A 25,545-nucleotide genomic window follows, 5' to 3' on the forward strand; every position below is an offset into this window, starting at 1 on the left:
GCCAAAGCTACGCCTTGTCTCCCCTCCCGAACAGCGGGGAGGGGTTGGGGGTGGGGTGTAATGACTGTGGTTAGCATAACTAATTATGCGGACATGATATCATTGGTCATTTGTCATTTGTCATTTGTCATTTGTCATTTGTCATTTGCCCTTTTCTCCCGTGCTCCCCTACTCCTCATCTGCCTCATCTTTTAAGAACTTAAAATCTCACTGATAATCTGAAGGGCTATCTGAATTTGGTCGCTGTCGATAACTAGAGGGGGACAGAAACGAATTGCTGCTTTACCGCAACCTAGCAATAATAAACCGCGTAAAAAAGCTTCTTGAATAATGCGATCGCGCAATTTATAATCGAGATTACCCTGTTCATCTAATAAATTTACCGCTACCATCAAACCTTTACCTCGTGGTGGTGATACTCTGGGAAATCTTTGATGCAACTCGGTAAGACTAGCTTGTAAGAATTCTCCCATCTGGGTAGCGTTGGTCATTAAACCACTTTCTAGCAGTCGCAATGTGGCAATACCAGCAGCACAAGCTACGGGATTACCGCCAAATGTAGTAGCGTGAGAACCAGGAGGCCAAGTCATTAACTCTGGTCTAGCAAGTATCGCTCCTAACGGCATACCACTGGCGATACCTTTAGCAGTAGTAATGATATCAGGCATCACATTCCAATGCTCGATCGCAAATAAGCGACCAGTCCGCCCCATTCCCGCTTGTACTTCATCCACTACCATCAGAATACTGTAGCGATCGCATATCTCCCGAATTCGCTGCAAGAAACCATCTTCGGGTACGATATACCCACCCTCTCCTTGAATCGGTTCGACGACGATCGCCGCTACTTCTTGCGGTGGTAAAATCGTTGTAAATAGCTGTTGTTCCAAGTAATGTAAGCTAGCGTGAGTGCCATAAGGGATATGAGTTACCCCAGGAACTAAAGGCCCAAAGTTAGCTCGCTGCACTGCTTTGGAACCAGTCAGAGACATCGCTCCATAAGTGCGTCCGTGAAATGCACCTAAGAAGGCTACGATTAGCGATCGCTTGGTGTAATATCGAGCTAGTTTGATGGCTCCTTCGTTCGATTCTGCCCCGGAATTGGTGAAAAATACTTTTGCGGGAAACCCAGCATTACCTTGTGGGTGGGGAAAGGGAGCGCGAATTGCTAATTGTTCCGCTAGTTCTACCATCGGCTCATAATAAAAATCCGTCCCTGACATGTGCAACAGCCGCGCCGACTGTTCTTGAATTGCTTTGACAACTTCTGGGTGAGCGTGTCCGGTAGCGGTGACAGCAATACCTGCGGTCATATCCAGAAATACATTGCCATCCACATCTTCTACCATACAGCCCTGACCGCGAGATACAACTAACGGGTAATCGCGGGTATAAGAAGGAGAAGTTACGGCGCGATCGCGTTGTACAATTGCTTGAGCGCGAGGCCCAGGTAAGGAAGTTACTAAACGGGGTATAGAAGGTAAATTTAGGTTAATAGGAATACTTAACATAATTTTTTCTATTTTTTAAAGATTACTGATGATTAAACGCTAAAGCTTGATTGCTGACAGTAGCATTTGATTCTATTACTGTAAGAATTACGCATTTACCTAAAAATCAGAGTATACGTCAGCGACTCAGGAAAAATACAGCTAATCTTTCCTGAATCCTCAAAGATATTTAACGAAAAAGCTTGATGGTAAGCCGTTTCGTATTGTTTAAGACTATTGCCCGTTTTTATAACACAACTTTGAGAAAATTAGGACTTACGCATCGTACATAAGTACTAAACACAATTTGGGTATTTTAGCCATGTTTTGCATCCAGCGATCGCAAATGTCGGAATAAATCAGGGTTATCTGAAGCCTCTGAAAAGACTAAATACCGTAGTACACGTTTTGGTTGATTTGTATAGTGCGTAAGTCCTAAAAATGTTCCCTATTCTCTTTATGGGAACCACCAACTTCCTCTATCGCTGTAAAACTGAAATCGTGCAAAGCCAAGAAATTGACCGTGAGATTTTTCACCCACAGGGAATGCAGTAACACCCAATAAGTAAACACCAGAAAAACTGGGATTACTTATAGGGCGGAGGGCGATGGTAATTGTCTGTCCTGGAGTTACAGGTGGATCGAAGATTACAGAAACCGTGCGTATCTTGCTCTCGTTGATGACTGAACCTAGTTGCAGTTGCGTTTCTTTGCGATCGCGTGTGCCGACAAATGCGCGGGTATCATCAAGATTGTAGCGGATGTATTCTGACCCCTCTTTTTGGGCGATCGTTACCTTCTGGAGAGCTTCTCCAGCATTTTCCGGCACATTGATGGTGAAATAGTAAGTTGCGCTCAAAACATTAACATCTTTGTAAGTAGTTGTCGCGTTAACAAGTGTTGGCGGTTGGACAAAATAGACTAGGCCATCTCTAAGCTGCACAGCTTGAGCCACCGGCAGCGTAACTTCTCCAATGCCTATTGCTAACGAGAGTGTTATTCCAAACAAATTTGTAAGGCGCATAATTCAGATATAAAAAAACGCACTTATTCTGATTCTAGTTCCTTGGGAATCAATGACTGAGGAACGATCGAAGCTTGTTTTTCCCCAACAGAAGATTTTGTATACCACCAAGCCCAAGCAATTAAAACGGCTTGCAACGGAAGTCTAACTACGTGTACCCAAGGTGAGTTTGGTATATGTTCAATCTTAATCAGATTAGCTGCCATGTAAATATTCGCTGGGTAAACAGCAATAAAAAGAGCAAGAAGTCCCCAAGCAGCAGCTTGACTTACAGGCGGAACTAATAACCCGATGCCACCCAAAATTTCATAAAAGCCACTGAGATAAACTAATCCTAAAGGATAAGGTAGTTGTGGCGGCACGATTTTGACATATTCTTGTGGAACAAGAAAGTGTGTTACTCCAACCACAATGATAGATATAGCAAGGATGACACGTAATGTTTCCTTATGCTTATTCATGGTTTTTGCCTCTTTATATACTTGCCCTATTACTTCAGTTTGACTGATGGATGTTAATCTGCATTGAGTCAATAGGAGTAAAAATCGACAAAATTTTCCCAAGTACTTACCAAAACAATGCTGAGTAAAAAAGCAATAATTGCATTCAGCACGGGCTAAACCTAGCTATCCGCTAACGGAACTCACAACTGGGCTACTCCTGAAAAAAGTGATTGCAACTATAAATAAAACTGATGCACCGGACTGTACTAAAGGATTTATTAACTATGCCACGGCTCGGTTAGTAAAGCAAAACAACATTTTTATCCAAAATTTTCTTAACTACGCTTGCATTTTTTACTACTCTTGTATTAGTATAACTACGACAGCACAAAACAATCATATTTGCTGTTCAAAAATACTTTTGCCAAAATAGCCTAAGACAAGCGCTTGCTTGAATATGAGGCAGAAACTAGAATCTGCACTCAGACTTACACGACAGTTAAAACTACTTCTGTAAAACCATACAGAACAGAATTTTCTTGACGGAATTTTTTGTTACATGGTAAAAAGAAGCATTTATTATCTTAGGTTTGTTCGATGTCAAGCCTTGTAATTTGGCAAAGGTATTGTTAATTGTGCGTAATTTTTTCCAAATCAAATTGGATTGCTATAGATTCACTTTGACTAAACAATCAAAACTTTGGAGGAAAACAATGACAGCTACAACAACCACTAATGCTAATAATCTATACAATGTACAAAATCAGTGGGGTGGTGCATCTGCTCCGTGGAATCCTGGTGGAGTATGGGTAATTGGAGCTAGAGCAGATCAGCGCATTGTCGAACTCAAAGTTTCATCAAGTGACAACGGCAAAACACTTAATGGAACTACGACCTATGCTGGTGAAGGCCCCATCGGTTTTAAGGCTACCTTAACTGGAAGCGACAATTACAACGTAGAAAACCAGTGGGGAGGCTCATCTGCTCCGTGGAATCCTGGCGGGACTTGGGTACTTGGCGCTCGATCAAATCAAAATGTTGTTGCGATCGATATTACATCGAGCGACGGCGGTAAAACCCTGACTGGAACTATCACTTATGCTGGTGAAGGCCCCATCGGTTTTAAGAGTGCTGCTGTTGATGGCCGTGTCTATAATGTGGAAAACCAATGGGGAGGCTCATCTGCTCCGTGGAATCCCGGCGGAGCTTGGGTACTTGGCTCTCGATCGAATCAAAATGTTGTTGCGATCGATATTACATCGAACGATGGCGGTAAAACCCTGACTGGAACTATCACTTATGCTGGTGAAGGCCCCATTGGCTTTAAAGGTAACATTGTCGCCGGCAACAACTACACAGTAGAAAACCAGTGGGGTGGTAATACAGCACCCTGGAATCCTGGTGGGACTTGGATAATCGGTAGTCGTGTGGGACAGAATGTAGTAGCGCTCAATGTCACATCTAATGATGGTGGAAAGACCCTAACTGGAACCACGACATATTCTGGTGAAGGCCCTATCGGCTTCCGATCGCACCAAATCTAAAAAGGCGATCGCCCTATATAGGTTTTCGGTTAAGTAGGTACTGAACCGCACCCCTAACCCCCTGCTCGCTGTTTCGTGGCAGGGGGTTATGATGTAACTATAGGGTAACTCAGCACTCAGCACAGGCTAAACCTTAGCTATCCGCTAACAACACTCCTGAAGCTAAATCTAATTTTTCTCGAACTATTCTCTCATCTCTAAAGCCGATCAACACAGCTGTTCCATCTTTGATGAAAAGTGGACGTTTGAGCAGCATCGCATCGTGAGTGAATGCATCAACCCACTGTTCATCAGCCCAAGTCTTCTTTTCATCTCCTAAAGCGCGGTAGGATTGACCGGAGGTGTTTCGCATGGGAGCAAAACCCAAAGACTTTACCCAGTTTTGAATCATCTCACGAGTCGGCGGAGTATCTTTGGTGTTGATAAATTCATGGTCAATGTTGTTGTGTTGGAGCCACATCAAAGCTTTTTTGCAAGTGCTGCAATTGGGAATTCCGTAGACTTGAATAGACATAAAATAATTAAGCAACAATCTCCATATATGACATAGTAGGTAGAACTTCTGCCATCAATGCTCTTGTCGTAGAATCTCTATGGCATAAATTTAAGAGTAGCGATCGCTTTTAGCAATCGGTAATTCCAAGTATGGAACTGGTTGATCCATAATTCGAGGGTTCTAAAATACCAAGGAGTAGTTTTACTAACGCTTTATCCATAAAAAATATGAGCGATGCCTTTAACCGACTTGCACCCTTCATCCAAGAATATATTTATCATCACCAGTGGACTGAATTACGACCAGTTCAAATTGCCGCTTGTCAAGTTATATTTGACACTGATGCTCATTTGCTAGTTACTGCTGCAACTGCTGCTGGTAAAACAGAAGCAGCTTTTCTACCAGTTTTGACTTTATTACATGAAAACCCTGCTGCCACAATTGGTGCATTATATATTAGTCCAATTAAAGCTTTAATTAACGATCAATTTGAGCGTCTTAATGACTTACTAAAAGAAGCAGATATTCCAGTTTGGCACTGGCACGGTGATGTTTCGCAAACTCGAAAAAACAAACTGTTAAAAAATCCGCAAGGTATTCTGCAAATTACCCCAGAATCTCTAGAAAGTTTGCTAATTAATAAAAATAACGACTTGCTTCGCTTATTTGGTGATTTAAGGTTTGTCATCATTGATGAAATTCACGCCTTTATGGGTTCAGAACGCGGTTGTCAAATTATTTGCCAATTACAACGTTTAGCAAAGTTGACGCAAAAACAACCGCGTCGTATTGGTTTATCAGCAACTCTTGGGGATTACTCAATAGCGGAAAATTGGTTGAGTTCAGGAACAGATAAGCCAGTAATTACACCAAAAATTGATGGTATAAAACGCCAGATAAAACTAGCTGTAGAACATTTTTATATTACTGATGAAGTAGATGAATCAGAAGCAACAGCAGATGAACAATATATTTTCAACCTCAGCAAGTCTCGCAAATGCCTGATATTTGCTAATAATCGCACACGTACCGAATCTATAATTGCATCTTTGCGACAAATTGCCACAGAACAAGGACTACCAGATATATATCATGTGCATCATGGGAGTATATCTGCTAGCTTACGGCAAGCTGCTGAAAATGCGATGTGTGAACCCAACAATCCAGCCGTTACCGCCGCCACTCTAACTCTAGAATTAGGCATAGATATCGGTTATTTAGAGCGAGTGATTCAGTTAGAATCACCCTTGTCTGTAGCTAGCTTTTTACAGCGCTTGGGACGAAGTGGTAGAAGAGGAGAAGCTGCTGATATGCGTTTTGTCTGCGCTGAAGATAAGCCATTAGCAGAAGCTTCTCTACCAGAACAAATACCCTGGCAACTTTTGCAATGTATTGCTATTATTCAACTTTATTTAGAGGAACAATGGATTGAACCAATTAGACCAATTAAATATCCTTTGAGTTTGCTTTATCACCAAACCATGAGTATTTTAACAGCAGCAGGGGAAATTTCAGCTAATGCTCTAGCTAAACAAATTTTTAGTCTACCCCCCTTTAATGCTCTTTTAAAAGAAGATTTTCAATTATTACTACGCTATTTAATTGATATTGGTCATATTCAGCAGACTGAACAAGGTAAATTAATCCTAGATTTGGCAGGAGAAAAGGTGGTGAGAAAATTTCAGTTTTATGCTGTCTTTGCTGAACAGCAAGAATATATTGTTAAGCAAGGTACAACAGAAATTGGCAGTATTGTCACACCGCTTCCTGTTGGTAATCAATTTGCTTTAGCTGGCAGAAGTTGGGAAGTCGTAGAAGTTGACTTTAAGAAGAAGGCTATTTTTGTTAAACAAGCTGAGGGTAAATCTAGTATTTATTGGCGTGGTGGTGGTGGGACTATTCATACCAAAGTTTTGCAACGAATGCAGCAAGTCTTATTTGAGAATATCGAGTATAGTTACTTACAAAAAAATGCTTTGCAACGATTACGTCAAGTTCGCCAAATGGCGCAGCAAGTTGGATTAGATAAGCAGAATATTTTGCAATTAGAAAAAGGTAAATGCTGTATTTTTCCTTGGATGGGTACGGTTGCTTATCGCACCTTAGAAAGATTACTCAACTCATACTGTCGGGAATCGTTGGAAATTACAAGTATTGGCGGAATAAATCCTTATTATTTGACAATTAAATTAGGCAAGGATAAATTTAAATATCTTTATCGTGAAATTACTTCATTATGTGAACAAAGAATTATTCCAGAAGATTTAGTCAGTAGCTCAGAAGCACCGGAAATTCAAAAATATGATGGTTTTATTCCTCATTCCCTTTTACGGAAAGCTTTTGCTACTGATTATTTGGATATGAATGAACTCAAAAAACAAGTGGCATTGTGGGAAGAATAAAAATATAATTCGGAACTCTTGAAAAGTAGCTATTTTTGAATTAACTTTTGGAGCGATCGCAAATCATAATTTAAGATTTTTCCAGTCTTCAAAAGTTTTAAATTGGAATTTGAATCCAGAATTCTGTGCCTTTTCCTGGTTCTGATAGACAATTCAAAATTCCACCATGTTTTTCTACTATAATTTGGTAGCTAATTGATAGTCCTAAACCTGTTCCCTTACCTACCTGTTTCGTGGTGAAAAATGGATCGAATAACCGCTTTTTAATATCTTCTACCATTCCTAATCCGTTGTCAGCAATTCTGATGACAACAAATTTACTCTCTAAAACTTCAGTACGAATTACAATTTGCGGTTTATGATTTGTTTTTATCTTAACCATTGACTCTTCTAAAGCATCGATCGCATTAGTTAAAATATTCATAAACACTTGATTTAACTGGCCAGCATAACAATCAACTAAAGGCAAATTACCATATTCTTTCACTATAGTTATATCAAAGCCAATTCCGTTATTTTTCCAACGGTGATGCAAAATTAATAAGGTATTTTCAATTCCTTCATGAATGTCAACTAATTTTTTATCTGCTTCATCATGGCGAGAAAAATTTCGCAATCCTAAAACAATTTCACGAATACGATTAGTACCCATATTCATCGATGATAGAAGTTGAGAAAGGTCACTAGTAAGAAATTCCAAATCAATTTTTTTAGCGAAATTTTCAATTTCTACTTCTGGATGGGGATAATGTTGCTGATAAAGGTGCAAAAGAGTTAACATCTCTTGAAAGTATTCATTAGCAAAGGTTAAGTTACCATGAATAAAATTAACTGGATTGTTGATTTCATGAGCAACTCCAGCGACTAATTGCCCTAAACTAGACATTTTTTCATTTTGGATCAGTTGAGATTGAGTTTGTTGCAATTTATGCAAGGTTTCGGTGAGTTTTTCAGCTTGGGTTTGAGCTTCTAAAGTAGCAGTGCGACTTTGGGTATAAAGTTGTGCATGATCGATAGCGATCGCTAGTTGATCGCAAACAGCTTGTAACAGGTTAATTTCACTGTTAGTCCAAATGCGATCGCCACTACAATGACTGCACACAATTGCTCCAATTTCTCCAGAATTACTTTTAACTGGTAGCATTAGTTGAGATGTGATGCCAAACTCAGTTAAAAGTTTTTGTATATCATAATCAAGTTGTGATTTACTATTAATATTTTCGATGCAGATTAGCTCTTGAGAGAGAAGATTTTGAGTTAAAAAATTGCTTTTTTGCAGTGGAATACTGCCTAACATACTTGTTAAGTTAGGGTTTCGTGCTTCATAGGTAATAGTTAGGCTTGCTTGGGATGGGTGCGGTAAATAAGAAAGAAAGTAGCAACGGTCAATTTGTAATAAGCTGCGAATTTCATTCACAGCAGTTTCTAGGATCATATCTAGGTCAAGAGAACTGCGAATTTGACTAGCTAGACGCAGTAACAAAGCTTCCCGACGGCTGAGGAGTTCTTCTCGTGCCCAGATTCGGTCAATAGCTACAGCAATATTATTAGCAATCCAATTTAATAGATTATGAGTTGGTTCGGTAAATAATTGTTTACTAAATAAAGCCATTATACCGATTATTTGCTGCTCTACTATTAAGGGATAAGCAGAAAATCGAGAAATTGAGAATGTAGACTCTATAAGCTTTTCTGAATGATTAACAGATAATTCTTGGTTAAAAATAGCTTGATGGTTTTGAATCATTAAGCCAATAATATTATTGACTAAAGCAATATGTTCTGGGAAATCTTGGGTATCGCTCAAAGTACTACAGGTAATATCTGTGCAATGAACACCAGCTTGTAATTGTAGCTGGTTTGTTTGTCGTTCAAATGTCCAGATACAAACAAAGCCGATATCAAGGTATTGGGAAATAGTATTTGTACAATTTTGCAAAATTTCTGGAAGTGTGCCACTTTGAGATAAGGCTAAACTGACTTCTGCACTCAAAACTGACAAGCGCGATCGCTCCAATAAAGCTAACTCTGAAAGCTTACGCTGTGTAATATCTGTACGAATTGATACATATTGATAGGGCTTTCCATCTTGTCCCAACATTGGGGCGATCAAAGTATCAACCCAATAAAAAGTTCCATCCTTGGCTTTATTTTGAATTTCTCCTTTCCAGATTTTTCCTTGGGCAATAGTTTTCCATAAACTTGCAAAAAATTCTTTTGTGTGATATCCAGAATTGATAATCCGATGATCTTGCCCTAAAAGTTCTTCTGAAGAATATTTAGAAACTTCACAAAATAGGTCATTGACATAGGTTATTTTTCCAGTTATATCAGTAATAGCTACCAGTGAATGAGCATTTAAGGCAAATCTAAAAGCTTCTAATTCTTTGATAGATTTTTGTAGAGCTATCTCATTCTCTTTATTAATAGTTATGTCACGAGCTACTGCATAAATCAATTGTTCTTCACTGAAAGCAGTCGCATTCCATGACAGCCATTTGTAAGAACCATCCTGACAAAGATAGCGGTTTTCAAAGCTGACTGCATCTACAGATTGTGCAATTTTTTCAGCTGCAACAATAGTGGATTCACGGTCTTCAGGATGAACAAATTCGATAAAGGGTTGAGCAACAAGTTCCTGAATTGACCAACCTAGTATTTTTGTCCATACCGGATTTAAATACTTAAAATAACCATCAAAGTTAGCAATACACAATAAGTCTAGAGAAAGTGAGAAAAAGCGGGAGTATTTTTCTTCAAATTGTTTGAACTCATATTTAACTAGTTTCATCAGCTTTTTAGGTATGAATCTTTTTTTTAAAAGGTTAAATAAGTTAATACATTTTTTATTGAAGTTGAATGACCATTTTAATGTAATATATCAACCTAGAGACTTACCTAATGTCAATTCTAAGCAAGACTGTTGATCTGACCAATAAAAACGTAATTAACTTGATGTAGAGCCAATAAGTATCTAGTAGTTTCTACTGAGTAAACTAGCTAGTTATCGAGTTAATTCTCTACTGAATAAAGTTTTCCCTAAAAAGCTGTAAAGTAAACATTTAGATTTAAAATTTAAAATAAGAAGTGTTACGTAAACTGAATTAATCAGAATTTTTATTTGTAATTGTCCTTAAATAGCTAAGGCATTAGTACCACAAAGCGTAATTCGTAGTTAAGAATTCAATTACGAATTATGAATTACGTTAAGCGTTAGCGAAAGCGTTGCGGTAGCGAGTATTCAAGCGTCCGCAGGGGCGTCATTACAAATTATTTTTAAGCAATACTCCCGCGCTTTCTGGCTTCTTTGTAGGAAGTTCCCACGTTTTTCAAACCAGCTTTAATCATTTGTTGTTCGAGAAGAGCAAAGAAACGCGCTTTATCGCCACCTTTTACCACTGCTTGATTGTGCGCTTCGGCGATCGCTACAGGGTAGCCATATCCTTTTTGCACTTGTGCTAACATCAGTCCCAGTGCTTGATCTAACATGGTTGTATTCTCAGCTACCCATACCGGAACTTCGATTCGGGCGATTTCGGTGCCAACGTGGACGTAGCAAAAGTAAATTGTTTGATCGCCATAAAGTTCGAGAATAGGAGAATTGCTGCGCCACAGAGTACTGCGTTGTCCTGGTTTGAGTCGAGTTGACCAAACAGAAGTATCTCGCAACTGTTCAAAAATTTTACAAGCTACTTTTTCTAGCTGATTTGGGCAATAAGTTTTACAGTCTGGCACTGGATGGGGACAAGCTAATAACCGTAAAAAGTTCATTGTTTCGATGCTGCGAGAGGCGCTAAGATAGCCCATTAAAGGAATTCGAGCATCACGCATCTGCTGCCAAGCTTCTAAGATGGGGGGTAAAATGCGATCGCGTGCATCCATCGGCAACTGTTCTAAAAACCAGTAAATTAGCGAACCATCTACCATCGCTAGCGCTGGCGTTTCCGCTTGTGCTGCATCACACGCAAGTTCTGCTAACACCGTTGTTTCTGAAGCAGTGCGGCGAAAACTCATCCATTCCTCGGTTCTAATTCCCCATTGCCGAGACATATATAAATCTTCTGGACGATAAAATACTTCTGGTAAACTATCGAGTAGCGGATGGCGATTTTGTCCGTAGTGCAAGACGACTCTGCCAATATTTAGCAGATAACAGTAAGCAATTTCATGATGGTTGGGGGCAATTTGAGAACCATCCGTAGCGATGACAGTATGAATTTTTGGGGGAACTGGGATATCGATGCAGGTTTCTAGCGCCTCAATTGGGGTAGCATTAGCAAAGAGAATGCGATCGCGCCATTTTTCCTGGCGATCGATTAAATCTTGTTGACACTCGTAGGCATTTTTTAAATGTTGTTGTGCCAGTTCTAAACGCTGACGACTAGCAGCAGCTTCTAAGGTAAGATGCTGACTTAAACCCTGCATTTGTCGCGCCAGTTTTGTTAGGTCAAGCATAAAAGTAAGTGCGAAGTGAGGAGTGAATACTTGTGAGTTATTATTTCACCTAAATTGACAAAATACATATTTGATTTATATAAATACGTCAGAAATTAAATATGGATTATTCAAAATCTTTATAGAGACGTAGCACTGCTACATCTCTTTTTGACTAGATATTTAATATATTAAAGCCAAGCTGAGAAATCTTTGGCAAACTGAGAAAGTGATAACAACTGAATTCGCGGATCGTTTTGAGCAGCTTCTCGTTCTACTTGGGTATTATAGCCCCAGTCTGCAAGAAAAAGTTTCACATCTTCAAGGTCTGCTTGCTGTTGGACTAATTGTAATGTCTTGAGTCTATCTTCTACAAACCAGAGACTAACAGATTTGTCTTCTGATGACTGAATTAATTCTCGCAAAATTTCATATTTGGGACGCTTAACTTCTTTCCCAAAGATTGATTCTGGTGGTAAATTTACTCCTTCTTGTTGTAACAACTGCTGTACAAAACGCCCTTCTTTAGTTGTCACAATGTATAGCTTAACTCCACTGTCGATAGTTAATTTGATTTTTTCTACTACAGCCGGATAAAATCTATGCAGACTCAGCCAACCACTTAAATCCGTGGTAATCCATTCATCTCGTTGGTTATCTAGTTTTACACCAATTTCTCTTGCTTGAAGCCGATCGTTTAACAAAATTTGTGGGGCAATGCTTACCCATTCATGAAGAATCTTTTCGTCAGAAATTCCATCTATCAAGGCTTTAATTAAAATGGGCATTTCCCAACCTGTTTCAATAACAGGTCTTAGTCGATAGAATCTTAAAGCCAAATCATCTGGCGGTGTGTCGTTAGCAGAAGACCAAATTTCACAGTAGGTACGCCATGCTACCTCAAAATATTCAATTAATCCGTCGCAAATCACTCCATCAAAGTCCAGGGCTAAAATTTGGGGACTACTTGTGGTCATTGGTTTGAGAATAAAACTGCTGTTGTCAGCTTACCCGACAAATTTAAATCATGCAGTAATTTTTGTTAGTCTTTTATAATTCATAAATTTGCTGAAAAACTGTGGTGGCATTGTAAAATTTGATTTGTTAATGGTAGGTTAACGAGGATCTACAGCAGGTTTGCGATCGACTAAACGAATTTGATTTTCCTTGACTACTACGGTGATTAGTGGTAGAGAGCGTTTAGCTGGCTCACGAACAATTCGGCCTTGAGAATCGTATTGAGATCCATGACTTGGACAAATAAAGTGATTCTTCTCAAGATCCCACTTGACTGTACATCCTAAATGGGTACAGATTGGACTGATAGCGTACTCAGCAATCTGTGGCCCGTTTTGAATAATCAGATAATTTTACCATTAGTAGAATAATCTTCCATGATGATTGGATTTAGCCACAAAGGTCTACTAATATACTACGGTGCGATCGCATTAATATTAATATACATTTGTGTTTACTGTGGGTTGATTTTCATAAAATTAGTTTTTTAAGAGTTGCGCCTAAACTGTAATTTTTAATTATTATTTATTTCTGGAGTAGGAGGTTATTTATAAACCTCAGAGCTAAACTATAACCTCAGATATGCTCCTTAAAAAAAAATTCTTCAAAATATCTTCTCAAACTCTCTCCAGAGAAAGAACTCTTTATGTCTTTAATTTTTTAAGCTGTTGTTAGTCGAGTTCCATTTTTGAATAACTGAAAGCGCCATGAGTGATAAAAATCAAGAAAATCAAATTAATCAACCAGTAGGCGAAGATCGGGATTCTCGTGAAAAGCCAGATGTGAACGAAAGAAACTTAACCGCGAATCCAGGAGATAGAATTTCTGATAAGCCTCAATCAGTTGAAGAGAAGGCTAAACAGGCAGCTGTTGATGATGTACCAGATATTACAGGCGACAAAATCACAGTACCAACTTACTTCGTTGTGGATGAACCTGATGGTGAAAAAAAGGCACTCCACCACGTTAAAGATGCTGAAGAAATTTCCGACATGATTCGGGAAGCACGAGTTGACGAAAATGGAAATCGAGTTTGGTGGTAGTTGTCTATTAAATACGCACAGACGCAGAGAAGTTATCAAATACTCTCTGCTTCTTTGCGTCTCGCGCTGACCACGTTTTGTTTGGTCAAGTTAGTCTTGCTTGATTTCGTTTTGCTCATCTACTGTTTCTCCAAGTGGATCAATTATTTTCCCCTCAAATTTTGCACCTAAACCGAGTCCTAATTCAATTTTAGTAATCGTTTCCAATTCAGCTTCTAACTGCTCGATTGTTGGCAAATTACCTTGCAAAGCCTCTGGCAAAATATCTTTTAGCTGATACACAGAGACACCAATTGGCTTATGCATATCTCGGAGAGAATATTCGGCAATTACCTTATTTTTACTCTTGCATAGAATCATTCCAATAGTAGGCTGATCGTCTGGGTGTCTCAATAAATCATCCACCGCGCTAACATAGAAATTCATCTTGCCGGAATACTCTGGCTTGAACTCTTCAACTTTCAGGTCAATCACTACATAGCAGCGTAAACGCAAGTGGTAAAACAATAAATCGATATAAAAATCTTCACCCCCAACTTCAAGATAGTATTGACTACCTACAAAAGCAAAACCAACTCCTAACTCTATTAAAAAATCGCGGATGTGTTTGATTAAAGCACGTTCCAAATCACGTTCCAGAAAATCTTCTCCTAAATTGAGAAAATCAAAAGTGTAGGGGTCTTTCAACAATTGCTGTGCTAATTCTGATTGTGCTTGAGGTAAAGTGCGGTTAAAGTTGGTGGTTGCTTTACCCTGACGATGATACAACTTGCTTTCAATCTGGTGAACTAAAATATTCCGACTCCATCCATGCTGGATAGTTTGTTGTACATACCACAAGCGTTCTGTTTGGTCTTTAACAGTATCCAAAATCCGAACATTATGACCCCAGGCAATTAGTGCAACAACTTGTTGCACTAATTGCTCATCTGGATAAGCTTCGGCAAATGCCCGCATATATTTAAGATTGCGAAGCGAAAAGCCTTTCATTTCTGGAAAAGCTTTCTGCAAGTCAATTGATAACTTTTGCGCCCCAACCCTGCTGCTGTTGACGATTCAGAATATCTCGCCCAATTTGCCAGTAGAGTAATAGTAATTCTTTATTGACTGCAACTGCGGCTCGTAACTGAGCGCTAGAAATTCGTGTTTTTAGTTCAGTTAAAAAATCTTCATAACCAACGATCGCAGATGCACTCTTTTGTGAAGTTTCGGATTTATCGTCTCTAGGCATAAAAAAGAATTAGTGCTACTTTTATTCTGCCACCATCACACCAAATTCTGGTATCAGATACAGATACAGCAGAATTTAGAAGTAAAACACTCTTTCTGTCTGGGTAATAGACTTAGTTTGTGTACTTCACCAACTTGAAAGCTGCTGTATACAAGTATCCAGCATTATGGCAGTATTTTTGCTGTATCGGTTAAACAGGATGTGAGTGGAATTTGCCAGAATTTACGCAAGAGCGATCGCCACAACTTCAATCTTTTTTCATTAAAAACCTTTTTTAGCCCTGAAAAATTAAAGGTTCTAAGAAGTCGTCACTTGTACCTTTGACATCAGAGTGTATAGCCTGAATAATATTTTTACGTAAAAATCCATACTTATATAAGAATCATATTTGATTTTTGCTAAATATACTGAGAGCAAAACCCGATCGCGCTTGCTCTGAGTTAGCTTGGCTTTTAAAAATCAAATTTGATTGTTATATAAACTGGTATTAATAGGGTTGCATTATGCATTTCTCGAATTCAAAAACCAGCTTAAAAACTCGTCAAAAAAACAAGAAAATAGGTACATTTATTTTGACTCATAGCAACATTTTACTGCTGACTGCATATTTAATCACTCTACCAATTGGTACATTAATAATTTTATCTTTATTATTACCCTTATTCAGTGCTAGCTTATTCGCTTCCATTGGAAACTCGTATCACTCTACATCGATTCCTTGGATAGATAATGCATCTGAATGCGAACATACTGGCAGAAATTGGAGCGATCGCAAGTGTTGGGATAATGAACACAATCCCATGTTTTGAATGGTGATTGCAAAAAAGCGTAGGCGCAACCCGCACTTCGGCTGCGCTCAGTGACCGTCGTAGACATCGCTCTCATCCATGCCACTGAGTAAATTCCGATCTAACTCGCTAATTGCAAAATAATCATCATTAATATGCAATTATCGCATCAATACGGATTTACTATAGCTTCACAGATGCGATTCTAAATGAGGGAATAAAGATGGATACCCCTGGTGTTTACCAGGGGCTTTTTATTTGGCAGCTACCCCTTAAACGTCAACACCGGACTCAATCGCGCCACAACGTTTACCATTTCTGCCTCAACTTGCACATCAATCACAGACTGAATCGGTTTGTAGGCAGCAGGTGCTTCCTCAATTCGGCGTTCTTCACGCAAGGTGATGCAGTCTACTCCGGTTAATCCCAGTTCTGCCTGACTTTGAGATGCACCTTTGCGACTGAGGTCGAACCGAGAACGAATTCTTCCCGCCCCATGTGAGGCCGAATTACAAAATGCTGGATTCCCTCTACCCACCATCAGATAAGAATAAGCACCCATCGAACCAGGGATAATCACTGGTTGTCCTATATGGGCAGGACAAGCGCCCTTGCGTGTTACCCATCCCTGACCTTCTGGTAAAGTGATGTTATGGGGCAAGTCATAAACTAAAGGTGCTTCCACATCTTTGTATACTTCCCGCAAACGCAGACGTAGCAATTCCGCTAACAGCAGGCGATTGATAAAGCCATAGTTAGCAGCAGTTGCCTCAGCTTGTAGGTAACTGGCAACTAGTTCCGGGTGAGAAGAAGTAGAGAGAGGAAAAATCTGAGAATCAGGGTACTTTAGACCTTTTTGCCAAGTCGCCTTAGCTTTATCTCGCCACATTCCCCCAATATACTTACCCACGTTTCGAGAACCAGAGTGAATCATAAAAGCTAGCTGTCCCTCGCGCACTCCCCAGGCGTGGGCAAGTGGGCGATTTTCAACTTTATCAACCCGTTGCACTTCGACAAAATGATTGCCGCCGCCAATGGTTGCCAGTCCGCCATCGCGTACTAGTCCAGCATCGGGAACCAATTCTTCAGGCGCTAGTTTCCAGTCACCATCCATTGAACCATCTAAGAAAATGCGTTCGCTCTCTTGGGCAAGTTGTTGTAAATCAGATTTGATTACACTCCCCGTAGGCTCGTCTAGCATGGCATCCAGCCAACCAGGAACTCCGTACTGAAATAGCGATCGCATTGCTTGAGCAGTCATTGTCACATCACGCGTACCGAAGAAGTAATCCCCCTTCATCCGTTCTACGAATTGGTCGCGCTTTGCCAGGAATTCGTCGATTGTCAAATCAACAACATGCAGGCGCATCCCACAATTGATGTCAGAACCGACAGCACCAGGAATGACTTGACCCACCGTTTCTACGACTGAACCAATGGCAACACCCGCATCACCTGGGTGAAAGTCAGGCGTAGCACAGGCACGACAAACGCATCCACCTGACGGGTGACGGACGCTTGCTAAATTTGCTAACTGCTTCAATGCCTTAGCTTCTACGGGGAAGTCTTCTGGCAGCAACACTTCTGCTACAGGAGCATCAGGAGAATTAACTAAACGAACTGAATAAGTGCGATTGTTATAAGTTACATCTAAACCTTGCCGCTCTAAAGCACGCAGGAGACGTTTAAGATTTTTTGGCTGCATGAAAACTCCAAATAAGGTCTTAAAAAAGACCTCTTGTTGTGAAGAGAGGAGAAGACTTGGTTTAGCAGCCGCGTCTCAATTAGTACAGAAGGTCATTTTTCCAGAACTGTGGGCAAAACAACAAGTTAATTCTGACTAACGTGGTTATATAGCCTTAATAACACACAGTTTCATCAAATGACAAGGGTTTTGTAGTACGTTGTATTTTTCATGGGCAACGGTTACTCAATCAACCAAAGTTGTAAAGAAATTTGAAGTTTGGCGAAAAACTTTTAAAAATCTCTAGACTCTCCAGCCGGCTAGAGAGTCTAGGATAAATTCAAGGCGACTCTCTTTCCAGTTATTTCTAATGTGTGAGAGATACGTCTCCAGCCCGATCCGGCTAAGTTGTTCATATTATCCCGTAAATCTATGACTCTCCAACTTACAGTTCCCAACATGGCTTGTTCTGCTTGTGCAAGCACCATCACCAAAACACTTCAGGCAGTCGATGCCAATGCTAGCGTTCAGGCCGATCCAACAACCAAGCTTGTCAATGTTGAAACTCAAGCATCAGAAACAGCAATTAAGGAAGCGTTAGCTGCTGCGGGTTATCCAGTTGCTTAATTTTTAGCAAGAAAGGCACGAGGTGGTGTTTCGACTACGCTCAACAACCAGACAGGAGGCAGAAGGAATAATTCTCTGGAGCCTCCTGCCGCGTTAAGTCCCTAATCAAAATTTATGATTTGGTGGCTTGCAATTAGATGGAGTTGAGAGCAACAGATAATATTCCTGCCTCCTGCCTTCTTCACGCTCCTCTCACACCAATTACAGGGGTTCATCTAGTTATGGATACTCTCACACTCAAACTTCGAGGCATGAGTTGCGCCGCTTGCGCCAACAATATCGAAAAGGCAATTCGCTCTGTTTCTGGGGTAATTGACTGCAACGTTAATTTTGGAGCCGAGCAAGCTACCATCAAATACGATCGCTCTCTAGCCAATTTAGAGAAAATCCAAGGTGCGATCGCTGCTGCTGGATACTCTTCCTACTCACTCCAGGAAGAATTGCTCACTGAAGAAGATGATGCCGAGATTGCGAGTAGGCAAGCATTACAACGCCAACTCTCCCTCAAAGTAGTGGTGGGAGGTGTAATCAGCATTTTCCTATTTTTGGGGTCGTTGCCCATGATGACTGGGCTAAATTTACCCTTGATTCCAAGTTTCCTGCAAAATCCTTGGATACAATTACTGCTGACAACACCCGTCGTGTTCTGGTGTGGTGGATCTTTTTACCGCAATGGCTGGAAATCCCTCAAGCGCCATACAGCGACGATGGACACGCTGATTGCTTTGGGCACAAGCGCAGCATATTTATATTCTTTGTTTGTCACTGTTTTCCCGAAATTTTTTATTGCTCAGGGCTTAATACCTCATATTTATTACGAAGTAGCCGCCATTGTCATTACCTTAATTTTGTTGGGGCGGTTGCTGGAAAATCGCGCTAGGGGACAAACTTCTGAAGCCATCCGCAAACTCATTGGACTGCAAGCTAGAGATGCCAGAGTCATTCGCGATGGTAGAGAAATTGATCTTCCCATCGCCGAAGTCAGAATCAACGATGTAATTTTGGTGCGTCCTGGTGAAAAGATTCCAGTAGATGGCGAAGTGATTACAGGCGCTTCGACAGTAGATGAAGCGATGGTGACGGGTGAAAGTTTGCCAGTCAAAAAGCAGCCAGGAGATGAGGTAATTGGGGCAACGATTAACGGTGCGGGTGCATTTCAGTTTCGGGTGACACGAGTCGGAAATGATACGTTTTTGGCTCAAATTGTCAAATTAGTACAACAAGCACAAGGTTCTAAAGCACCAATTCAGCGCTTGGCAGATCGGGTGACAGGATGGTTTGTACCAGCTGTGATTGCGATCGCGATCGCCACTTTCATCATTTGGTTTAATTTCACTGGCAACCTTACCCTAGCAACAATGACAACGGTGGGTGTACTAATTATCGCCTGTCCTTGTGCTTTGGGTTTAGCTACCCCCACTTCTGTAATGGTGGGGACGGGGAAAGGTGCGGAAAATGGCATTTTGATTAAAGGTGCTGACAGTTTAGAACTAGCACACAAAATTCAAACCATCGTTTTAGATAAAACCGGCACTTTGACTCAGGGTAAACCGACAGTTACAGACTTTGTAACAGTCAACGGCACAGCTAATGGTAATGAAATCAAGCTTTTACAGTTAGCAGCAACGGTAGAACGCAATTCTGAGCATCCTTTAGCTGAAGCGGTTGTGAAATACGCCCAGTCTCAAGAAGTGAGTTTAATAGAGGCAAACAACTTTCAGGCTAATGCAGGTAGTGGTGTCCAAGCAGTTATTTCAAATCAGCTTGTGCAAATTGGTACACAACGTTGGTTAACCGAACTTGGAATTAACACTATGAGTCTCCAACAGTATAAAGATGCCTGGGAAGCTGCTGGTAAAACAGTCATTTTGATTGCTGTGGATGGCGAACTACAAGGAATAATGGGTATTGCCGATGCCCTAAAACCTTCATCAACAGCAGTAGTGAAAGCTTTACAGAAATTAGGTTTAGAAGTAGTAATGCTTACTGGAGATAATCGTAAAACTGCTGAAGCGATCGCAAGACAAGTTGGCATCCAGCGAATCTTTGCCGAAGTGCGTCCAGATCAAAAGGCAGCGATTATCCAATCTTTGCAAGGGGAGATAAAGAAATTTCCCAAATCCAAAATCCAAAATCCAAAATCTAAAATTGTCGCAATGGTAGGTGATGGGATAAATGATGCGCCAGCGCTAGCACAAGCTGATGTGGGAATTGCTATTGGGACGGGAACAGATGTAGCGATCGCAGCTAGCGATATCACTCTAATTTCTGGCGATTTGCAAGGAATTGTCACGGCTATTCAACTTAGTCGCGCCACCATCAACAACATTAGGCAAAATCTATTCTTTGCCTTTATTTACAACGTCATTGGTATTCCTATTGCGGCGGGAATTTTGTTTCCCATCTTTGGTTGGTTACTCAATCCAATTATCGCTGGCGCTGCGATGGCTCTTTCTTCGCTGTCTGTTGTTAGCAATGCCCTCAGATTGCGTAACTTTCAACCAAAAACTATCTGATAATTGTAGGGTAATTTAGGAAATGTTCAAAAAAACGCTTTGGGGAAGCCTGATAGCTTTAGTGCTTTTCACTGGAACATCAGGTGTAACATTAGCAGAAATGCCAGCCCACTCGTCAGAGCAAAATAGCCAATTTCATCGTATTGAGCAACCTTTGGGCTTGAAAGTTGGTGTTGCGATCGCAGGTTTAGCCTTGATTGGACTAGAGTTGTGGTGGTTTCTTCTCTATAAAAGTCCTGATTCCTGATTAGTGTCAGTCCTGAGAGGTGTTTTGAATAATCGGACAAATTGTCTTCTCATGATGGTTGCTGATATTCTTCCAGCCTGAAAGTAATCCCTTAATTTCAGAGCGCAAAGTAAACAGCTGATCGATTTGGCGATCGATCTGCAAGACTTTATCTTCAAGCTTTTCTTTGATTTCACCACAGGGAGTTTGCCCTTGGTCATAAACTTGAAGAATATTTCCAATCTCTTCTAGGCTAAGACCAAGATTTTGTGCCCTTTTAATGAATGCTAGACGAGTTAGCACGTCCAATGAAAACTGGCGAAAGCCTCCCTCGGTTCGTCTTAATGAATTGATTAAACCTAAACTCTCGTAATAACGAATTGTTCTGATGGGTATTCCAGTTAAATCTGTTACCTGACCAATTAAAAGCAGTTTTTTATCTTGAGTTAACATGGTAGATTTTCCCAAGGCTTGTAAATATTATTACATATTTTGCTAAACATCAAGTGGTTTGAGAGGTAAGCGAAATATTATCACCAGTATTAGAACTTTTTATCGTAAATTAAAAGGCTTAAGACCCCTACATCTACATATAGCACCAATTCTAGTCAGGGTTTAAATCCATATCTGAAATGTCTTTAATTTTGAATTTTGAATTTTGAATTTTGAATTGTTAATGGGTAGCTGTTTCTCATGGTACTGAAAGTAACTGTTTTTTTGGAGTTGCCATGTTACTTCTAGATTAACTGCTTCACTTCAAGTGAAACCATAAAAATGAATCTCAACTCGCAGACTTTTAGCTCAATCCGTAAACCTAAAATTTTCAATAATCCAGAGCGTTTTATTGAGGGATGGTATTGGGTAATACCCTCTCAAAATCTGCGGGTGGGTGAAGTAAAACCTGTCACGATTTTGGGTAGAGAATTAGTAATTTACCGTGGTAAAGATAAAATAGTAGTTACCTTAGATGCCTACTGTCCACACATGGGCGCTCACCTTGCTGAAGGCAAAGTTGAGGGTAATGCACTACGTTGTTTTTTCCACCACTGGAAGTTTGATGCTGAAGGAATGTGTACTGATATTCCGTGTTTAGATGTACCACCTTCCCTAAAGTTACAAACTTGGCCCACTGCTGAAAAATACGGGATGATTTGGGTTTGGACTGGAGAAATACCACAGCAACCTCTACCTTTTGTTCCAGAGTTAGAGCAAAAAGAGTGTGATGTCGCCATCCATTCCCACTTCGTAATGAACTGTCATCCCAATGTGGTGATGATTAATGCGATTGATGCTCAACACCTCAATACAGTTCACCAATTGCCACTAGAAATTATTTTTGAAAGACACGAACTAAACGAGAATGCGATTATCTTCAGTAATACTACACCCATCAAAGACAATTTCTTTTTGATTAAGCTCATCCGTCTTTTCTACAAAAATGTCATAACTTACAGTATTTGCTATTGGTACGGTAGCATTGGCATTGTGACACTTGGCCCTGATTTCTTTCATGTCCACATGATGGTTGCAGTTCGCCTCCACGAAGGCGGAAAAACTGAAGGTCAAGTTCTGTTGATGACTAAAAAACGTAAAGGAGTTTTTGGTTGGTTATGCAATCGAGTTGTGCTATGGCTGACTAAGATTGCAGCTAAGTACTTTCTCATGGGTGACATCAAGATTCTTCAAACAATTCAGTTTGATTTGAAAACTCCCATCAAAGCAGATTACTCAATTATGCAGTTTATTAACCATGTTGAAAAACAGCAATCCCTAATGTGGGGGACTTGGCAAGAAGCGCGATCGCGCGATGTGGAAAGCAAGCCCAAACGTGAGAGATGGGAAGATACAATGAGTAATGACTAACACCATGTTTATTATGACCAAAAGTTCGTCAGACTGCTTGGCCAATTAAATGCACGCATTATAACTATTGTCAACAATCTTTTCAAGAAATGAATCGTTTGTAGAGGCGTATAGATGTACGCCTCGACCAATGGATGTCTAGCAAATGTTTTCCAAAATGATCTAACGATTAATAAAAATTAAAAGTTTAACAAAGTTACTTTTTTACTGGATTACTAGATAAATAAAAAGAAGTGGCATAAGCCACTTCCTAATTCCCAGGTAGAACCTAAGTTATGAGTATAACGACTACAAAAAAATGAAATAGTATAAACAAACACCAATTAACTGAATATCTCTATTTTCCTTGTTTCTAGGTGAGTAAATCCTGATTTTTATGTACTAAATAACTGTATATTTACATAAATCTCATGATTGTAATGCAGACTCAAGTTTATCAAGTTCATCGTTGAGATATGCTAGTTTCGCTTCTTCATCAAGAAGTTGCTGTTCTAAGAGGATGTCTGAAAACTTTTTAGTGTTGTATTTTAGACTTGTAGATCCCCCTAAATCCCCCTTAAAAAGGGGGACTTTGAGATAAATTCCCCCCTTTTTAAGGGGGGCTAGGGGGGATCGGGCGTAATGTTTAATACTTCTCAGACATCCTCTAATTGAAACTTGACTGCCGTAGCAGCCTCAATAGCCAAAGCTTTCTTCATCTGCCTTAACTTCTCGCTGCGGATGTCAAACTCTGCCTGAAGTGCGTCTAGTTTTTGTTGCGATCGCACTGTAAAATGCCATTATTTACACAGATTTAGGATATTGGTTACAAGGTAATTTTTATGAAAACCAATGAGCAACCAGCAAGACCAAGACAATATTAATTTTTTAATTCAACAACTACACACAAGTCAGGATAACTCAGTTCTCAAACAGGTTGCTGAACGTTTGGGGTTTTTGGGTGCTGGTAATGCAGATGTAATTAATGCGTTAATTGACCTAGTATGTACCACACAAGATGAACCTACGCGCTGGGTAGGAATTCAAAGCTTAGGCAAAATTGGTACTGATAACAATGATGTTATTCAAACACTAATTAAGCAACTCAGTACTGTTCAGCCACCTACCTGTAGGGTAATAGCACAGAACCTAGCGAAAATTGCTGTTTGTAACGAACAGGCAATTACGACTCTGGCTAACCTAGCACGTAACACCTCTGATGAAGTAACTCGCGAAGCCATTGCTTATACCTTGGGGTACATCGGTAAAGGGAACCAGGATGCAATTCAAACTTTGATTTATTTAATACACAATAGTTCTTATGATTATGTTCGCCAAACTTCTATCTGTAATTTTAATTATTTACCATTTTACGATTATTGAGATATTCAAATTTATTGAATATCTCAATCTATCAAAGAAATTCTGGGTCGTTTAATATTTGCTCCATCATTTCACCGAATGAGCGATAACGCTGTGCGCCAAATGAAGCAGTTGAAAAGCTACAAAACCAAGCTTCCCATTCACCATCTATTGCAACGATCTGAGGATTTAGTAAAAATATCATACCCATATCTTCACTGCTTATTTCCAATGCTGTTTGTAGATACTCTGGTCGGGATATGACATCATATTGCTCATCGCCATAAACAAAATACTCTTCATCTGTTAATGGTGATTCAGATCAAGTTTCGATTAATTCATCTACAAAATCTTGATGGTCAGGAGCATACCATACAATATCTTCAGTTCCACAAAATTCTAGACCATATTCTGATATAGGACGCAACCCATTAGAAGCTTTCAAAAACTCTCGGTAAGAAGGTGGAAAAGTTACATTTAAACGAGCTTCGGTAGCAACTATTTCCTCCTCAGTTGCACCAAGATAACCTAAGTAGCCAGATTTGCGAACTTCTGGGGATAAATCTTCTTCATAATTATCTTCAAGAAATATTTCTATTCGCTTTTGGCTCCATTCTCTAATACGGTTTTCCCAGTGAGTTTTTTTCATTCTTTGTAATATTTTAAGATAGCTAAACTGATGTTTAACATACTATTATTCACTTGAATTCAATACAACGATAATTTCTGCTAGCCTAATTCCCAAAGGTTTCCAGTGTGGATTGCTGGAGGAAAAAGTACCATCCCCTGACACTGCTTGGTAGTCATTGAGAAACTTTTCAGAAGCATTGGGAGCAGCGTCTACTCGGAAAATGATTTTGCCTTGATAACGGGATAATTTACTACTATCTAACAAAATCGTGCCGCCGTAATCCCAACCCAATCCATAAAGTTTAAAATTACCTAATTTTTTACGTAACTCGCTCAACGAGGTTCCCACTCCAATACCTTCGCGGGTTTTCCAAGCTGAACCTAGATTACGCACATCTAGAGGTTTGGTACGAGTATTATCACTCCAAACCACTAGCAGCGATCGCCCCTGATTTAGATTTACCTGAGTAGCTGCAAAACTACCGATTCCTTCAGCACCAGAGATAGTTTTATCAACGAGATGGGATGCACCAAACAGTTTGACTAAATCCTGCTTGGTGGTTTTGCGTGTTATCGGGCCAACTCTTTCCCCAGGAACAATTAAGGTATCTTGTAAGGGTTGCGATTTAGCAACAGTAATTAGGTGATTGATTTTCTGGGGTAGTGCAAAGGCTGGGTTTGCTGAATAGTTTAGCAGTAAAGCTAAAGTAGCTGTAGCAATGCCTTTGATTGATGAATTCATGGGT

General features: G+C 39.9%; 24 protein-coding genes and 1 pseudogene. 9 read left to right on the top strand and 16 right to left on the bottom strand.

The window, feature by feature from the left end:
• Positions 1–191: 191 nt before the first annotated feature.
• The 3 genes from RMZ95_RS18640 to RMZ95_RS18650 all read right to left on the bottom strand — a co-directional run bounded on the left by RMZ95_RS18640 (position 192) and on the right by RMZ95_RS18650 (position 2,975).
• Complete coding sequence (locus RMZ95_RS18640) at positions 192–1,511, bottom strand: acetyl ornithine aminotransferase family protein (RefSeq protein WP_409883151.1); 1,320 nt, start codon at positions 1,509–1,511, stop codon at positions 192–194.
• A 436-nt stretch (positions 1,512–1,947) separates the two neighbouring features.
• Positions 1,948–2,514 carry a DUF2808 domain-containing protein gene (locus RMZ95_RS18645; protein ID WP_322684523.1) on the bottom strand — a complete coding sequence of 189 codons (567 nt, stop codon included), beginning with the start codon at positions 2,512–2,514 and terminating at the stop codon, positions 1,948–1,950.
• 23 nt (positions 2,515–2,537) lie between these two features.
• On the bottom strand, positions 2,538–2,975 hold the full coding sequence (locus tag RMZ95_RS18650; RefSeq protein WP_322684522.1) for a DoxX family protein: 438 nt from the start codon (positions 2,973–2,975) through the stop codon (positions 2,538–2,540).
• A gap of 695 nt (positions 2,976–3,670) precedes the next feature.
• Here RMZ95_RS18650 and RMZ95_RS18655 point away from each other — a divergent pair.
• Positions 3,671–4,501, top strand: coding sequence for a lectin ESA-2 (locus RMZ95_RS18655; protein WP_322684521.1), 831 nt, complete (start codon positions 3,671–3,673; stop codon positions 4,499–4,501).
• 133 nt (positions 4,502–4,634) lie between these two features.
• On the opposite strand, the gene RMZ95_RS18660 is transcribed toward RMZ95_RS18655, so the two are convergent.
• A complete protein-coding gene (locus tag RMZ95_RS18660) occupies positions 4,635–5,015 on the bottom strand; it encodes a Spx/MgsR family RNA polymerase-binding regulatory protein (protein ID WP_322684520.1) in 381 nt (126 codons plus the stop codon).
• A gap of 209 nt (positions 5,016–5,224) precedes the next feature.
• Between RMZ95_RS18660 and RMZ95_RS18665 the strand changes: the two genes are divergently transcribed.
• Positions 5,225–7,399, top strand: a complete 2,175-nt coding sequence (locus tag RMZ95_RS18665) for a DEAD/DEAH box helicase (RefSeq protein ID WP_322684519.1) — start codon at positions 5,225–5,227, stop codon at positions 7,397–7,399.
• A gap of 97 nt (positions 7,400–7,496) precedes the next feature.
• Here RMZ95_RS18665 and RMZ95_RS18670 read toward each other — a convergent pair whose 3' ends face one another.
• The 4 genes from RMZ95_RS18670 to RMZ95_RS18685 form a co-directional block, all read right to left on the bottom strand.
• On the bottom strand, positions 7,497–10,190 hold the full coding sequence (locus RMZ95_RS18670; RefSeq protein ID WP_322684518.1) for a PAS domain S-box protein: 2,694 nt from the start codon (positions 10,188–10,190) through the stop codon (positions 7,497–7,499).
• 485 nt (positions 10,191–10,675) lie between these two features.
• Positions 10,676–11,854, bottom strand: coding sequence for a DNA double-strand break repair nuclease NurA (locus RMZ95_RS18675; RefSeq protein ID WP_322684517.1), 1,179 nt, complete (start codon positions 11,852–11,854; stop codon positions 10,676–10,678).
• A gap of 170 nt (positions 11,855–12,024) precedes the next feature.
• Positions 12,025–12,810, bottom strand: coding sequence for an HAD family hydrolase (locus RMZ95_RS18680; RefSeq protein ID WP_322672144.1), 786 nt, complete (start codon positions 12,808–12,810; stop codon positions 12,025–12,027).
• A 138-nt stretch (positions 12,811–12,948) separates the two neighbouring features.
• Positions 12,949–13,197 carry a Rieske 2Fe-2S domain-containing protein gene (locus RMZ95_RS18685; protein ID WP_409883180.1) on the bottom strand — a complete coding sequence of 83 codons (249 nt, stop codon included), beginning with the start codon at positions 13,195–13,197 and terminating at the stop codon, positions 12,949–12,951.
• A gap of 360 nt (positions 13,198–13,557) precedes the next feature.
• Here RMZ95_RS18685 and RMZ95_RS18690 point away from each other — a divergent pair, with 360 nt between their 5' ends.
• Positions 13,558–13,893: a hypothetical protein gene (locus RMZ95_RS18690; RefSeq protein ID WP_322672145.1), complete on the top strand. Its 336-nt coding sequence runs from the start codon at positions 13,558–13,560 to the stop codon at positions 13,891–13,893.
• A gap of 90 nt (positions 13,894–13,983) precedes the next feature.
• On the opposite strand, the gene RMZ95_RS18695 is transcribed toward RMZ95_RS18690, so the two are convergent.
• Both RMZ95_RS18695 and RMZ95_RS18700 read right to left on the bottom strand, forming a co-directional pair.
• Positions 13,984–14,733, bottom strand: coding sequence for a YhcG family protein (locus RMZ95_RS18695; protein ID WP_409883182.1), 750 nt, complete (start codon positions 14,731–14,733; stop codon positions 13,984–13,986).
• Positions 14,710–15,124, bottom strand: a pseudogene (locus RMZ95_RS18700) (DUF1016 N-terminal domain-containing protein); the annotation flags it as partial. The gene RMZ95_RS18695 and the pseudogene RMZ95_RS18700, both read right to left, overlap by 24 nt.
• Positions 15,125–15,627: 503 nt before the next feature.
• Here RMZ95_RS18700 and RMZ95_RS18705 point away from each other — a divergent pair.
• A complete protein-coding gene (locus tag RMZ95_RS18705) occupies positions 15,628–15,933 on the top strand; it encodes a hypothetical protein (protein ID WP_322684516.1) in 306 nt (101 codons plus the stop codon).
• A 244-nt stretch (positions 15,934–16,177) separates the two neighbouring features.
• Here RMZ95_RS18705 and RMZ95_RS18710 read toward each other — a convergent pair whose 3' ends face one another.
• The gene (locus RMZ95_RS18710) at positions 16,178–17,617 is read right to left on the bottom strand and encodes an RtcB family protein (RefSeq protein ID WP_322684515.1); all 1,440 of its coding nucleotides are present in this window, start codon (positions 17,615–17,617) and stop codon (positions 16,178–16,180) included.
• Positions 17,618–18,028: 411 nt separating this feature from the next.
• Here RMZ95_RS18710 and RMZ95_RS18715 point away from each other — a divergent pair, with 411 nt between their 5' ends.
• From RMZ95_RS18715 to RMZ95_RS18725, 3 genes are all read left to right on the top strand, one after another.
• Complete coding sequence (locus RMZ95_RS18715; RefSeq protein ID WP_322672151.1) at positions 18,029–18,223, top strand: heavy-metal-associated domain-containing protein; 195 nt, start codon at positions 18,029–18,031, stop codon at positions 18,221–18,223.
• Positions 18,224–18,444: 221 nt separating this feature from the next.
• Complete coding sequence (locus RMZ95_RS18720; protein ID WP_322684514.1) at positions 18,445–20,739, top strand: heavy metal translocating P-type ATPase; 2,295 nt, start codon at positions 18,445–18,447, stop codon at positions 20,737–20,739.
• A 22-nt stretch (positions 20,740–20,761) separates the two neighbouring features.
• A complete protein-coding gene (locus RMZ95_RS18725; RefSeq protein ID WP_322684513.1) occupies positions 20,762–20,986 on the top strand; it encodes a hypothetical protein in 225 nt (74 codons plus the stop codon).
• Between the two features lie 6 nt (positions 20,987–20,992).
• Here RMZ95_RS18725 and RMZ95_RS18730 read toward each other — a convergent pair whose 3' ends face one another.
• On the bottom strand, positions 20,993–21,418 hold the full coding sequence (locus RMZ95_RS18730; RefSeq protein WP_322684512.1) for a heavy metal-responsive transcriptional regulator: 426 nt from the start codon (positions 21,416–21,418) through the stop codon (positions 20,993–20,995).
• Between the two features lie 321 nt (positions 21,419–21,739).
• Between RMZ95_RS18730 and RMZ95_RS18735 the strand changes: the two genes are divergently transcribed.
• Positions 21,740–22,828: an aromatic ring-hydroxylating dioxygenase subunit alpha gene (locus RMZ95_RS18735; RefSeq protein ID WP_322684511.1), complete on the top strand. Its 1,089-nt coding sequence runs from the start codon at positions 21,740–21,742 to the stop codon at positions 22,826–22,828.
• Between the two features lie 635 nt (positions 22,829–23,463).
• Here RMZ95_RS18735 and RMZ95_RS18740 read toward each other — a convergent pair.
• A complete protein-coding gene (locus RMZ95_RS18740; protein WP_322672156.1) occupies positions 23,464–23,595 on the bottom strand; it encodes a hypothetical protein in 132 nt (43 codons plus the stop codon).
• 64 nt (positions 23,596–23,659) lie between these two features.
• On the opposite strand from RMZ95_RS18740, the gene RMZ95_RS18745 reads away from it, so the two are divergent.
• The gene (locus RMZ95_RS18745) at positions 23,660–24,190 is read left to right on the top strand and encodes a HEAT repeat domain-containing protein (protein WP_322672157.1); all 531 of its coding nucleotides are present in this window, start codon (positions 23,660–23,662) and stop codon (positions 24,188–24,190) included.
• A gap of 31 nt (positions 24,191–24,221) precedes the next feature.
• Here RMZ95_RS18745 and RMZ95_RS18750 read toward each other — a convergent pair whose 3' ends face one another.
• The 3 genes from RMZ95_RS18750 to RMZ95_RS18760 all read right to left on the bottom strand — a co-directional run bounded on the left by RMZ95_RS18750 (position 24,222) and on the right by RMZ95_RS18760 (position 25,541).
• Entirely contained in the window at positions 24,222–24,374 is a 153-nt protein-coding gene (locus tag RMZ95_RS18750; protein WP_322672158.1) for a hypothetical protein, read from the bottom strand.
• A gap of 117 nt (positions 24,375–24,491) precedes the next feature.
• Entirely contained in the window at positions 24,492–24,818 is a 327-nt protein-coding gene (locus RMZ95_RS18755; RefSeq protein ID WP_322672159.1) for an SMI1/KNR4 family protein, read from the bottom strand.
• A gap of 45 nt (positions 24,819–24,863) precedes the next feature.
• Positions 24,864–25,541: a hypothetical protein gene (locus RMZ95_RS18760; RefSeq protein WP_322684510.1), complete on the bottom strand. Its 678-nt coding sequence runs from the start codon at positions 25,539–25,541 to the stop codon at positions 24,864–24,866.
• Between the last annotated feature and the right edge of the window lie 4 nt (positions 25,542–25,545).

The organism is Nostoc sp. DedQUE07 (genome assembly GCF_034530975.2).
Taxonomy (GTDB): domain Bacteria; phylum Cyanobacteriota; class Cyanobacteriia; order Cyanobacteriales; family Nostocaceae; genus Nostoc.